Source organism: Sinorhizobium sp. 7-81, from assembly GCF_030124405.1.
GTDB classification, from domain to species: domain Bacteria; phylum Pseudomonadota; class Alphaproteobacteria; order Rhizobiales; family Rhizobiaceae; genus Sinorhizobium; species Sinorhizobium psoraleae.
On record NZ_JASKLT010000037.1, the window covers coordinates 1 to 11998 of the forward strand.

General features: G+C 60.7%; 12 protein-coding genes and 2 pseudogenes. 10 read left to right on the forward strand and 4 right to left on the reverse strand.

Going from position 1 to position 11998, the window contains the following annotated elements; genetic code table 11:
- Nucleotides 1-114: 114 nt before the first annotated feature.
- Nucleotides 115-1157: pseudogene (locus QN224_RS32845) on the forward strand (ISNCY family transposase); the annotation flags it as partial.
- Between the two features lie 184 nt (nt 1158-1341).
- Here QN224_RS32845 and QN224_RS32850 read toward each other — a convergent pair.
- Nucleotides 1342-1548 (reverse strand): hypothetical protein, encoded by a 207-nt coding sequence (locus tag QN224_RS32850; protein WP_283980080.1) that lies wholly within the window; start codon nt 1546-1548, stop codon nt 1342-1344.
- Nucleotides 1549-1570: 22 nt separating this feature from the next.
- On the opposite strand from QN224_RS32850, the gene QN224_RS32855 reads away from it, so the two are divergent.
- Complete coding sequence (locus tag QN224_RS32855; RefSeq protein ID WP_283980081.1) at nt 1571-1867, forward strand: hypothetical protein; 297 nt, start codon at nt 1571-1573, stop codon at nt 1865-1867.
- A 288-nt stretch (nt 1868-2155) separates the two neighbouring features.
- Nucleotides 2156-3047: pseudogene (locus QN224_RS32860) on the forward strand (LysR family transcriptional regulator).
- A gap of 85 nt (nt 3048-3132) precedes the next feature.
- On the opposite strand, the gene QN224_RS32865 reads toward QN224_RS32860, so the two are convergent.
- Nucleotides 3133-3603 (reverse strand): hypothetical protein, encoded by a 471-nt coding sequence (locus QN224_RS32865; RefSeq protein ID WP_283980082.1) that lies wholly within the window; start codon nt 3601-3603, stop codon nt 3133-3135.
- Between the two features lie 580 nt (nt 3604-4183).
- Here QN224_RS32865 and QN224_RS32870 point away from each other — a divergent pair.
- The 6 genes from QN224_RS32870 (at nt 4184) to QN224_RS32895 (ending at nt 10084) form a co-directional block, all read left to right on the forward strand.
- A complete protein-coding gene (locus QN224_RS32870) occupies nt 4184-4852 on the forward strand; it encodes a GntR family transcriptional regulator (protein WP_283980083.1) in 669 nt (222 codons plus the stop codon).
- Nucleotides 4853-5048: 196 nt separating this feature from the next.
- Entirely contained in the window at nt 5049-6053 is a 1005-nt protein-coding gene (gene bioB, locus QN224_RS32875) for a biotin synthase BioB (protein ID WP_283980084.1), read from the forward strand.
- Nucleotides 6050-7198, forward strand: coding sequence for an 8-amino-7-oxononanoate synthase (locus tag QN224_RS32880; protein ID WP_283980085.1), 1149 nt, complete (start codon nt 6050-6052; stop codon nt 7196-7198). The genes bioB and QN224_RS32880 overlap by 4 nt, the downstream gene beginning before the upstream one ends.
- A complete protein-coding gene (gene bioD, locus QN224_RS32885) occupies nt 7195-7833 on the forward strand; it encodes a dethiobiotin synthase (protein WP_283980086.1) in 639 nt (212 codons plus the stop codon). The genes QN224_RS32880 and bioD overlap by 4 nt, the downstream gene beginning before the upstream one ends.
- Nucleotides 7830-9095 carry an adenosylmethionine--8-amino-7-oxononanoate transaminase gene (locus tag QN224_RS32890; RefSeq protein ID WP_283980087.1) on the forward strand — a complete coding sequence of 422 codons (1266 nt, stop codon included), beginning with the start codon at nt 7830-7832 and terminating at the stop codon, nt 9093-9095. The genes bioD and QN224_RS32890 overlap by 4 nt, the downstream gene beginning before the upstream one ends.
- 2 nt (nt 9096-9097) lie before the next feature.
- The gene (locus QN224_RS32895; protein WP_283980088.1) at nt 9098-10084 is read left to right on the forward strand and encodes a beta-ketoacyl-ACP synthase III; all 987 of its coding nucleotides are present in this window, start codon (nt 9098-9100) and stop codon (nt 10082-10084) included.
- A gap of 7 nt (nt 10085-10091) precedes the next feature.
- Here the strand turns inward: QN224_RS32895 and QN224_RS32900 are convergent, their stop codons facing one another.
- Nucleotides 10092-10214, reverse strand: a complete 123-nt coding sequence (locus QN224_RS32900) for a hypothetical protein (protein ID WP_283980089.1) — start codon at nt 10212-10214, stop codon at nt 10092-10094.
- 214 nt (nt 10215-10428) lie between these two features.
- On the opposite strand from QN224_RS32900, the gene QN224_RS32905 reads away from it, so the two are divergent.
- Nucleotides 10429-11019: a hypothetical protein gene (locus tag QN224_RS32905; RefSeq protein ID WP_283980090.1), complete on the forward strand. Its 591-nt coding sequence runs from the start codon at nt 10429-10431 to the stop codon at nt 11017-11019.
- A 174-nt stretch (nt 11020-11193) separates the two neighbouring features.
- On the opposite strand, the gene QN224_RS32910 is transcribed toward QN224_RS32905, so the two are convergent.
- On the reverse strand, nt 11194-11998 hold an 805-nt coding region (locus tag QN224_RS32910; RefSeq protein ID WP_283980091.1), incomplete at its 5' end, for an EAL domain-containing protein.

The following is an 11998-nucleotide window of genomic DNA, read 5'->3' on the forward strand; positions in this document are numbered from 1 at the left end:
GCGGCGCTGAACATCGAGCCGCATGAAGAAGCCGGATATACGTCAGCAGTTGTGACCATCAACCGGATTCAGCCAACCTGTTGCAATCGGGCGGGGTCCGTATACGTCCACATATGGGGGTGGAACCCGAAGAAGTCGGTCTTGCACAAGACAATCAGCGCGATCCGGGCGCAAACCTTTGAAGAGATTAACCGGGTGCTGCTGGCGAGCGCCCGGCAGGAGAAACTGGAAAGCGGCAAGGTCGTGCGTGTGGACAGCACCGTTACCGCCGCATCGATCCATGAGCCGAGCGACAGCAGCCTGTTATGGGACGCTGTCCGGGTGATGGTGCGACTGTTGCAGCAGGCTGATGCACTGGGTCACGCCATCCCATGGCACGACCATCGTCGCGCGGCGAAGAAGCGGGCTCGAGCGATCGAATATACCCGCGGTCGCCCGAAACGAGTGAAGCACTACCGCGAACTGCTCAAGATCACGCGCACCACCTTGGGCTATCTGCAGCAGGCGAGTAGACAGTTGCTCCTCGCGACGGGCCCGGCGGTCGAACTCTGGCAGGCGCAAGTCTGCCGCTACAAGCCGCTAATCGAGCGGATCATTGCCCAGACCGAGCGGCGGGTCCTGGCCGGCGAGGCGGTGCCGGCTGGCGAGAAGCTGGCGAGCCTGTTCGAGCCGCATGTCGACATCATCGTCAAGGGCAGCCGCGACGTCGAGTACGGCCATAAACTCAACCTGACCACCGGCAAGAGCGGCCTGATCCTTGACCTGGCCGTCGAAACCGGCAGCCCGGCCGATAGCGAACGGTTGCTGCCAATGCTGGAACGCCACATCGCTTTCTATGGCGCGCCGCCGCAGCAGGCGGCAGCCGACGGCGGCTATGCCAGCCGCGCCAATCTGAGCCAGGCCAAGGCTTGGGGTGTGCGCGACATGGCCTTCCACAAAAGGGCCGGCCTCAGGATTGAAGACATGGTCAAGAGCTGCTGGGTGTATCGCAAGCTCAGAAACTTCCGCGCCGGCATCGAGGCCGGCATCTCATGCCTGAGCGGGCCTACGGCTTGGCCCGCTGCACCTGGCGCGGGCTCGACCACTTCAAAGCCTATGTCTGGTCCGCGGTGGTGGCTTACAATCTTGTACTCTTCACCCGCCAAAGGGCGACCTGACATCCCATGCCGCCAGGCGAGATGCGACCGGCTGGCGCCGGCAGTTGCCGATGCGCGCATTTCCACCAGGAATCCTTTCCGCCGTGATTTGCACCCATGATGCCAACCGCATGGCTTCAAAGGCGCTGTCCTTTGCGCCGAAAGTCGCTGTGACATCAGAAAAACAGCGGTTTATGGACGGGCACTAGATAGCGCTGAGACGCATTCGCCGCAGCGGCCAGTGATCATTCAGCGGAAGGTGCGCCTCTTCGGCGATGGGCGTTTCGATGATGAGCTGCGTGTCTTCGGGAAGGGCGCCTACCAGCCCGTTCAGGTCGATTGCGCCCTCTCCGAGGCGGAGCCGGTTCTGGCGTGCTTCCGAGGCCAGTTCCGCCAGTCCGGGCGCCGGCAAACTCCGTCCCGATCGAGGAAAGATGTGTGGCGCCGAGTTCGGCGCCGGCCTCCATCGCGCGCCGCATCCGGTCAAAGTCCGCATGCGGCGACAGGATGAAGGCATCGATATCGAAAACCCGCATGACATGGTCGGCAAGTGCGGCTTTGACCGCGCGCATGACTTCGGGACGTCCGACGATTTCCTGCTGCAACGGCGCTCGCGTCGCGCTCATCAAAGGCAGTCCGACAGCTCCGAAGCCCGCCTTGGCGGCGCCCGCGATGAAGTCAACAGGGTCGACACGTCCGCCTGTCAGATTGGCGACCGACAGGCGGCGTAAATCGGTAACTGGTTTCATGGTTTCTCCCGCATCTGCCGGTTCAGTATGTGGCGCGTCCACTGGTGAGGTCGAGGATGAAGCCCTTCGTGAAGCTGCAGTCATCGCTTGCCACATAGGCAACTGTCGCCGGGAGATGAATTCGGGGGTCATTACTGAAATTCGTATTTGCGTCATTTGTTCCCCGTTTGTTGGGGACGAAACACGAGATTTCTTATTGCTCCATAAGCATCGTTGATAGGAAGCACATCTCGGGTCTTGCTTCTCAGCCGTCTATGAGGAGCGGGCAGTATGAGAAATCTGGACAGTGATGCCCTGGCGGCATTCCTGGCGGTTGCCGAAACCGGCAGCTTTACCGCGGCGGCAGAAAGGCTCGGACGGACCCAGGCGGCTGTCAGCATGGCGATCGCGAAATGGGAGGAGCGTCTTGACCTGCGGCTCTTCGAACGCGCCCATCGCCGGGTATCGCTGCCGCCGACAGGACAGCGGCTTCTTGTCTACGCGCGCAAGATGCGAGCCATTGAAGACGAGGCACTGGCCATGCTGCTCGAGGAACGTAATGAGAGCCGCGTCCGGCTCGGCATGCCTGACGACTATCTGACGCTGTTCGGGACCGCTTTAATGGAGCGTTTCGTCCCGCGATATCCCAATGTAATTTTGGATCTGCGCTACGACTTCTCTCTTCGCCTAGAACAAATGGTCGAGACGACCGAGCTCGACATCGCGATCGTAACGCAGAGTGCCTCCGAGCCGAAGGGGCGAAGTCATCCGGGAAGAGAGGCAAACCTGGTGTTGCGCCCCCAATCGCACACCCGAGAATGTGAGCTGCCTGCAGCTTGCATTGTTCCCCGACGGCTGTCGGGCACGCCCGCACATCCTGGCGTCACTCGACCAGATCGAGCGGAATTGGCGCGTCGTCTACTCTTCATCGGACATTGCGGGCATCCAGCTTGCCGTGGCGTCGGGAGACTTACTGACGGTCTTGCCGGAGAGCGCGGTCCCGGCGAACTGGAGAAGGCTCGGAGACGAAGAAGGTTTGCCAGCCTTGCCGCTGCTGCGTCTGGCGATGATTTTGCCGCAGCATCCGCGGCTGCCTGTTCGCCAGCTCGCTTCCTTCCTCCGGTCCGAGTTTCAACCGAGCGGGATCGCTCTTGAGGCACCCGCGCGCGGTACCGGCGCTTGAGAAAACCAATGCGTCTTGAATCATCCGTACTGCAGCCCGCCAACGGCGCGAGAGCTGCATCACCAATAATGCCACGTCGAAAAAGTTACGCCGTGGAGCCGGAGACGGGCGTTCGCGGTCGCGGGATCGGCCAGATGTCTCCGAGATCCCTCGCTGCCGCGAGCAGATCATTTGCCAACCGCAAAGCCATGCTTCCGATCAGGGATGGCGGCTCGTCGGCCGAGATCGCGTAGCCGAGCTTCCGAATTCGCGTAAGCTCTTCGAGCAGTCCCGGCCCACTCGAAAAATGCGAGCGATCATGTCCGCCGGTTTCTGCATCCCGTCTTGGCATCCAGGCGGCGCGGTCGGCGCCGGCTGCGTTCCATTCTTCAGCGCCTTCTTCAAAGGTGCTGTCGCCGATAGAGGAAGCGCCCATCTGAATGGTAGACAGCCCCTGGGTTGATTTCAATTGAGAACTCTCGACAGTGGTATCCCGTTGGGCTGGGACAATTCTCTTTGGAAAACCAACAGTCGGGGCCCTGCACCACATTTTAGCGGCGCGGTATTCCTGTTCCATAGAACTTTACGACTCGTGCTTCTGTTGACTACCTAAATGCTACCTCTTGCATTTCTGCGACGGAACGCAGGCCACGCTTATGTGTGCGCTCGCTGGTTGCGAGCTCCCGAAACCAACACCAGTCCCGCTAGAACAGGTCAGTCGCCTGCACAGTGCTCCACATTCACATGTGTCCACTGTTGAACAGAGGGCAGGGCTGAAAGCGACGCGCGTTCGATCGTCTCGAAGTGACACAGGCTGACCCCCACGAGCGACCATTTGCCGGTCTGGATTGAATCCGATCGGTGAAACGCTCGCCGCGAGTGCCCCAGTATCTTGCGGCAGGAATGATCGTCGGTCGAAAAGCGATTTCCTGCTGTACACCCCCTAGTACGAACTTGGTTCCGAGACGCTGCCAGAAGCACGAGCTTGACCCCTTTAAAAGGCACCTGTTGATCCCACAACCCGAAATCAGGATCGACGATAGTTCGGTGGGAGTCTGAGGTCGTCCCGCAGTTAATCTGATGCTTCGCAATCGTTAAAAAAGGTAAACGAGGCAGACCGCCTCGACAGCGTCGCCACGGCGAATTATCTATAAAATATGACTATGAGCACCGAAGACACGATCGCGAACCGCATCAGCCGAATTCTCGCCGAACGTATCATCACCGGCGCGTTGGAGCCTGGTAGCAAGCTTAGGCAGGATCACATCGCCGAGGAGTTCGGCGCAAGTCATGTGCCGGTGCGGGAGGCCTTTCGCCGGCTCGAGGCGCAAGGTCTGGCGGTGAGCGAGGCGCGCAGGGGCGTGCGGGTCGCATCGTTTTCGCTCGCCGAGGTCCAGGAGGTGGCGCTTATGCGCTCCGTTCTGGAGGGACTGGCCCTTCGCTATGCCGCACCGCATTTGACATCCTTTCTGTTGGACCAGGCGGACGCAGCCGCACAAGCCGGCGACGCAGCGACAAACATCCGAGAATGGGATGAGGCAAATCGACGGTTCCACAAACTGTTGCTCTCTCCTTGCAGTATGCCGCGGCTGCTTGCCGAGATCGATGACTTGCATGCGGCCGGCTCGCGATTTCTATTTGCAACGAGCCGCGCCGCTTGGGCGCCGCGTGTCGACGCCGACCACAAGGCAATTCTCGATGACCTCCGGAAGGGCAGGATCGACCAGGCCGTCATCACACTCGAGCGACACGTGAAAAGGATTGGTCAACAGCCCATCCATTATGCGTCAGGCCAGACAGGCGCCGCGTTCGCGCTTGAAGGCTGAACATATCGATCGTCCATTTCTCGCTCGAAATCGACTGGGCGCAACGCGGACTCGTGCCCGCGACATCTACAGTTCAATTCATTTCTGCAACTGCGGAGCCTTGATCTCCTTCAAAGGGGTTGCCAGACTCTACCGGTTTCTGATTATAGATAAAATAATGATGCTATCTATGGAATCAACACCGGGAGGAAGCTTGATGGCTGAGAAGACTGCGCTTTCAAAGGAGGCGTTGCCGGCAGGAGCGGTCACCGATATAGTACGGTCGTTTGGTGAACCACAAATTATCTATAATCTGCCATTCAACGATCTTCTCTTTCGTGCCCAACAGGTTCATCGTGAGCATTTCGATCCGAATGCCATTCAGATGAGCCGCCTGTTGTCCATCAAGACCGGCGGCTGCGCCGAGGATTGCGGCTATTGCAGTCAGTCCGCCCATTACCCGACGGGGCTGAAAGCCTCAAAGCTGATGGAGGTCGAGCGCGTGCTGGCGGAGGCGAAGAAGGCCAGGGAAGGTGGCGCGACGCGTTATTGCATGGGGGCGGCCTGGCGCAATCCGAAGGATCGCGACATGGAGGCGCTGGTGACCATGGTCGAAGGCGTCAGAGCACTCGGGATGGAAACCTGCATGACGCTCGGCATGTTGACGACGGCGCAATCCGCAAGGCTCGCCGAGGCCGGCCTCGACTACTACAATCACAACATCGATACCTCGGAGCGCTACTATTCCGAGATCATCACCACGCGCATCTTCGAGGACCGGCTCGAAACGCTCGCCAATGTCCGTGCTGCCGGCATCAAGGTCTGCGCCGGCGGCATTCTCGGGATGGGGGAAACGACCGAAGACCGCATCTCGATGCTGGTGACACTGGCCAATCTGCCCACCCCGCCGGACAGTGTGCCGATCAACATGCTGATTCCGATTCCCGGCTCCAAGCTCGCCGATGCGGTGCCGGTCGACCCGATCGATTTTGTGCGAACCATCGCGCTGGCGCGCATCCTGATACCGCGTTCGCATGTACGGCTCTCGGCGGGCCGGACCGACATGAGCGACGAGATGCAGGCCCTTTGCTTCTTTGCCGGCGCCAATTCCATCTTTGTCGGGGACACGCTGCTGACGGCGGACAATCCCGGGGAGGATCACGACGCGGCACTCTTTCGTCGGCTCGGGCTCAAGCCGATGGAACTGGAGCAGCCGCGGTGAGTTCGGCGGCACTTGCCCGCTATCATGCCACACTTGCTGGCCTTGAACGTCGGTCACGCATTCGCGCGCTTGCCCCGCAGAAGGGCATCGACTTCACCTCCAACGACTATCTTGGACTTGCAAATTCCCCTCGTTTGAGCGCCGCAATATCGGCCGCGATCGAGAGAGGCGTGCCGGTGGGCGCCGGCGGCTCGCGGCTGTTGCGCGGCAATCATCCCGAACACGAGGCGCTCGAAGCGGAAGCGGCGGCGTTTTTCGGGCTTGAGAAGGTGCTTTATTTCGGCAGCGGATTTGCCGCCAATGCCGCGCTCTTCTCGACTCTGCCGCAGCGCGACGACCTGATTGTCCACGACGCGCTGATCCATGCCAGCGCGCATGATGGGATAGCGGCCAGCAAGGCCGAAGCGGTGGCCGTCACACACGATAACGTCGAAGCCTTCGATCTGGCTATCCGCCGCTGGCGCGCGAAAGGCGGTAAGGGGCATCCGTGGATTGCGGTCGAAAGCCTCTATTCGATGGATGGCGATCAGGCGCCGCTCCTGGAGCTCGCAGACCTTGCCGATCGGCATGACGGTTTTCTGGTCGTTGACGAAGCGCATGCCACCGGCGTGTTCGGCCCGGGTGGACGCGGGCTTGCATCTGGGCTGGAAAAGCGCGGCAATGTTTTGATGCTGCACACCTGCGGCAAGGCGCTCGGCGTCTCGGGCGCACTTCTCGGCCTACCTGCGACACTCGCCGACTTTCTCGTTAATCGCGCCCGCAGTTTCATCTACTCGACAGCGCCGTCGCCGTTGATGGCGGCGGGCGTACGGGAAGCCCTGCGCGTGATCGCTGATGAACCCAAGCGGCGCATGCGGCTCAAGGGCCTGACCACCTTCGCCGCCGGGCATCTGCGATTGTTGCTCGGAATCAATCCCAGCGGTTCGCAGATCCTGCCTGTGATAATCGGCGATAATGCCCGGTCGCTCCGCATTGCCGAGCAATTGCGAATTGCCGGCGGCTTTGACATCAGGGCGATCCGGCCGCCGACCGTGCCGGATGGTACGGCGCGCCTCAGGATTTCCATCACCCTCAATGTCGATGAAGAGCAGATCGCCGACATGATTGAGTGTCTGGCAATCGCAATGGAGGAGGACTCCCTATGATCCCTCGCCTGGTCGTTTCCGGTACCGATACCGGCATTGGCAAGACGGTGTTTGCCGCCGGCCTTGGCGGTGCGCTTAACGCCTACTATTGGAAGCCGGTTCAGTCCGGGCTTGAGGACGAGACCGATAGCGAGACAGTCGCGCGGCTCTCAGGTTTGCCGCGCGGGCGTATCCTGCCGGAGGCGTACAGGCTTTCAGCGCCCGTTTCGCCGCATCTTTCGGCCCGTCTCGACGGTGTGGCGATCGAGCCGGACCAGCTCGCACCGCCGATCACCGACCGGCCATTGGTGATCGAGGGGGCAGGGGGGCTTCTGGTACCGCTCTCGGACCATCTGCTTTTCGCCGATCTTTTCGCGCGCTGGCAGATCCCGGTCATCCTCTGCGCCAGAACGTCCCTAGGCACAATCAATCACACGCTGTTGTCGATCGAAGCGCTGAAAAACCGCGCCGTTCCGATCTGCGGTATCGTGTTCATCGGCGACGAAAAACTTGAAACGCAGCGCATCATCGTGGAGATGGGCCGCGTGCGGTCGCTTGGGCGCCTGCCTTGGCTACCCAGCGTTGCTGCAGACACACTTCGTCAGGCGTTCTCGAATTCTTTTGATCTCGCACCTTTCTTGGAAGTGCCTGAATGAACCGCTCGACGGTCTGGCATCCCTTCACCCAACATGCGCTCGAGCCGCCGATGACCCGCATCGTGTCGACCGAAGGGGCCTATCTGATCGACACGGACGGCAATCGTATACTCGATGCGATCTCGTCCTGGTGGGTGATCACCCATGGCCACCGGCACCCCGTCATCATGGAGGCGATTCGCAAGGCAACCGAAGCCTACGACCAGATCATCTTTGCCGAATTCTCGCATGAGCCCGCCGAAACACTCGCCGACCGGCTGGTTGAGATAGCACCGGCGGGCTTGAAGCACGTTTTCTATTCCGACAGCGGTTCCACTTGCGTCGAAGTCGCAATCAAAGTGGCGCTCGGCTATTTCCACAACAGGGGAGAGCCGCGCGACCGCGTCGTGGTGATGGAGCACGGCTACCACGGCGACACGATCGGCACCATGTCGGCCGGCGAACGCGGTGTCTTCAATGCGGCTTACGAGCCCTTGTTGTTTGGCGTCGACAGGCTCGCTTTTCCCGAGGCGGGTCGCGAACAGCGGACGCTCGACATGTTCGAAGCCTTCTGCCGTAGCGGCCGCGTGGCGGCGTTGGTGATCGAACCTCTGGTTCTCGGCGCCGGCGGCATGAAAATCTACGGCGCCCGGGTGCTGGCGGGTCTGAAGGAAATCGCCGCACGTTACGATTGCCTGTTCATCGCCGACGAGGTGATGACCGGCTGGGGACGGACGGGGACGGTGTTTGCTTGCGAACAGGCTGGCTTAAGCCCCGATATCCTCTGCACGTCTAAGGGCCTGACCGGCGGTGCGCTGCCGCTCGCGGCAACGCTTTGCAGCGAAGCGGTCTTCGAGGCACATCTGTCCGCGGACCGGCGCAAGACCTTCTTCCACTCGAGTTCCTATACCGCAAATCCGATCGCCTGCGCGGCGGCTGTCGCTAATCTCGAAATCTGGCGCGGCGAAGCTGTCGGCGCGAGAATTTCCAGCCTGGAGACGCTGCATCGGCGGAACCTGGCGAGCTTTCAGGGAGACGAGCGTTTCGCCAATATCCGGCAAGTCGGGACGATCGCGGCGCTCGACCTCGTCGTGCCAGCGGGCGGCTATCTTGCCGATGTCGGGCCACGCATGCGGAAACTGTTTCGCGAGCGCGGGCTGCTCATTCGTCCGCTCGGTAACGTCATCTATCTGATGCCGCCCTACTGCGTGACCGCCGGCGAACTCGGCCAAGCCTATGACGCCATTGACGAGGTTGCCTCGAACGTCCTTGCGGGAGCGTGATGATGTCGTGCCGTTCTTCCCGCCTGGCCGGTTTTGGGCATGCCGCGCCGGCACGCTGCGTCGGCAATGCGGAAATCGAGATGCAGCTCGGCCTCGAGGTGGGCTGGATAGAGCGCCGGACGGGCATCCGCAGGCGTCATTGGGCTGGAGATGGCGAGACGCTGAGCGGCCTTGCAGCGCAGGCTGCACATATGGCGCTCGATGATGCGGCGATTGCACGCGAAGACATCGCGCTGACGCTGCTTGCAACCTCTACCCCGGATCACCTATTGCCGCCCTCGGCGCCGCTGCTCGCCCACAAACTGAGCCTGTCAAATTCCGGGGCAATCGATCTGGCCGGCGCCTGTTCGGGCTTTCTCTATGCACTGACGCTGGCAGACGGCTTCGTCCGCTCGCAGGGCCGCGCGGTGCTCGTGGTCGCAGCCAATATTCTTAGCCGGCGTATCAATCCGACCGAACGGGCGAGCGCGGTCCTCTTCGCCGATGCGGCGGGCGCCGTCGTGCTTGTTCCGGAGCGGGGCCAGCGATCTGGCCTCATTTCGGCCGATCTCGCGTCGGACGGACGCGGTTACGACCTGATCTCCATTCCCGCTGGCGGCAGCAGCAAACCCTTTTCCAGCGATGCCAATCCGGAGGAGTTTCTGATGACGATGCGCGACGGACGTGAGGTCTTCTCACGCGCGGTCGAACTGATGACCAAAACCTCGCAGCGGGCGCTGGAGCAGGCGGGAATCGGCGCCTCCGAGATCGACCGATTCGTTCCGCACCAGGCCAATGCGCGCATGTTCGACGCGGTTTCCGACCGTCTCGGCATCGACCCGGCGAGGGTGGTCCGGACGATCGAAACCTATGGCAATTCGTCCGCGGCCACGATCCCGCTTTCTCTGTCGATTGCGAACAGCCAGAGACGTTTCGCGCCCGGTGAAAAGCTGTTGCTCACAGCCGCAGGGGCCGGATTGACAGGAGGGGCTGTCGTGCTCGGCACCTGAAAGTTAGTCATTCCGGCCGATCGTGGGACATGATCGTCACGACGGCCTTGGCCGCACGCTGTGCGGCAATCGTTTGCCGGTTATGAGCGACACCGAAAATGGCCAGCGAGATTATTGCAATACGTGCCATTTTGGGATTTCGCGTTCGACCAATCGCAGGAATTCTTGGCTGCGAGCCGTCACAATCCCGATGCAAAGCGAAGGTCCCGCAATGAATGGACCCATCACGTGAGTCGCGTCCTGGCTGTTGGTATTTCAGATGGGCGCATTTAGGCTACTACTTCAGACCGGGAGATCACTTTGACTGGGGGCAAAGTCCCAGGTTGTTCAAGGCTTGAAACACTATGAAAACACCGTGGAAGTTCCTTGCTCAATTGGTGTCGGCGCGACGACCGGCAAAAGCGCAAGAGAGCTTGGGCAAGTGTGACACCGATCGCAACGCTCTCGAAAGCGAAGCGGAACACACGTCGGTACTTCCGCCTGATGATCCTGGCACACGTGATCACCAGGCGGATGTCCCAGTGGATCAAGGGTCAACGGCATCGGACAGGGCGACAAGCGCTCCCGGCGCCATGCACGCGTTCGGCCGATCAATTCGTGCTGATCAAACACCTGCACCTGATGAGGTTCATCATCCGGGTGTGGAAACCGTTGCTTTGATGCCGGAAAGCCAGACAAACCCAAAATCGCAAAGGAAACCGCGGACCAAGCGCCGAGAACGTGTGAAGAGAGCCCCCGCCCAGTTGTTCGCGCAGAGCCCTGTCGGCACAAACCAGGCTCAAAGCCTGCAATCCTCGTCTTCCGCGGATCCTTTCTTCGATGAAGTGGTAGTCCTGGACGAGGAAATCAAAAAGCTGAGAAGCCGACTGGCTCAGAAGCTCCACTTGCAGAACGTTCAGCTCAAGAAAATGCTTGAGCGTTTCGAGATTTCGTGAGCCGCGCTCGCGATTTCAACGATTGGCACAAATGAATACTGCAACGAACGTTAGCTGTAGAACTTAAAGTCCAGGCGCCGACCCCTTGCGTAGGGGAGCGTGGCGCCGCTTTTATGACGGGCCACGTTTCAGGTTAGGATGCATCAGGTCACATCGATGGCTTGGGCTCGGCAATCAAATGTCACCCGCGCGCGCCTCAATCAGCTCCAATATCTGCCGAGCGGGCATGGGGCGTGCGAACAGGTAGCCTTGCGCCTCATCGAAGCCCTCGGCCTTGACTGCCTCGAGCTGTGCCTCCGTCTCCACCCCTTCGACGGTCGTTGTTATTGCCAGCGTGCGACCAATTCCGGCGACCGCTCGGATGATCGCCAAGGATTCCCTGCCTGCCGGCAGATCGGAAATGAAGCTGCGATCGACCTTGATCTTGTCGAAACGAAAGCTCCTGAGATAACTGAGCGACGAAAACCCGGTCCCGAAATCGTCCATCGCCAGCTTGACGCCAAGCACTCGGATCTCCTGAAGCAGACGGAGATTGTTGTCGCTCTCGTCGAGCAACACGGACTCGGTCACTTCGAGCTGCAATCGTAACGGGTCCAATCCGGTTTCGCCGAGAATCTCGCGAACGTCTGCAGCGAGCCGCCGGTTTCTGAATTGCAGAGGAGACAGGTTCACCGCCACGCCGACATGCGGTGGCCACTTCATAGCCTCCGTGCAGGCCTGGCGGAGGATCCAGTCTCCGAGCGGAGCAATCAGTCCAGTCTCCTCGGCGACGGGAATGAATTCGGCTGGGGACACAGGGCCTCTTTCCGGATGCGTCCATCGCACGAGCGCCTCACAGGTGGTGATGTGGCCGGTGTGGAGGTTGACCAGCGGCTGGTAGTGGACTTCCAGCTCGCCATTGACAAGGGCGCGCCGAAGGGAAACCTTCATCTGCTCTCTTGTCTGGAGATGCGCGTCCATGCCCGGCTGATACTCCACG

Coding starts and splice junctions, on each gene's coding strand:
- QN224_RS32855 (WP_283980081.1), top strand. CDS start 1,571: ATGTGTGGCGCCGAGTTCGGCGCCGGCCTCCATCGCGCGCCGCATCCG.
- QN224_RS32865 (WP_283980082.1), bottom strand. CDS start 3,603: ATGGAACAGGAATACCGCGCCGCTAAAATGTGGTGCAGGGCCCCGACT.
- QN224_RS32870 (WP_283980083.1), top strand. CDS start 4,184: ATGACTATGAGCACCGAAGACACGATCGCGAACCGCATCAGCCGAATT.
- bioB (WP_283980084.1), top strand. CDS start 5,049: ATGGCTGAGAAGACTGCGCTTTCAAAGGAGGCGTTGCCGGCAGGAGCG.
- bioD (WP_283980086.1), top strand. CDS start 7,195: ATGATCCCTCGCCTGGTCGTTTCCGGTACCGATACCGGCATTGGCAAG.
- QN224_RS32890 (WP_283980087.1), top strand. CDS start 7,830: ATGAACCGCTCGACGGTCTGGCATCCCTTCACCCAACATGCGCTCGAG.
- QN224_RS32895 (WP_283980088.1), top strand. CDS start 9,098: ATGTCGTGCCGTTCTTCCCGCCTGGCCGGTTTTGGGCATGCCGCGCCG.
- QN224_RS32900 (WP_283980089.1), bottom strand. CDS start 10,214: ATGGCACGTATTGCAATAATCTCGCTGGCCATTTTCGGTGTCGCTCAT.
- QN224_RS32905 (WP_283980090.1), top strand. CDS start 10,429: ATGAAAACACCGTGGAAGTTCCTTGCTCAATTGGTGTCGGCGCGACGA.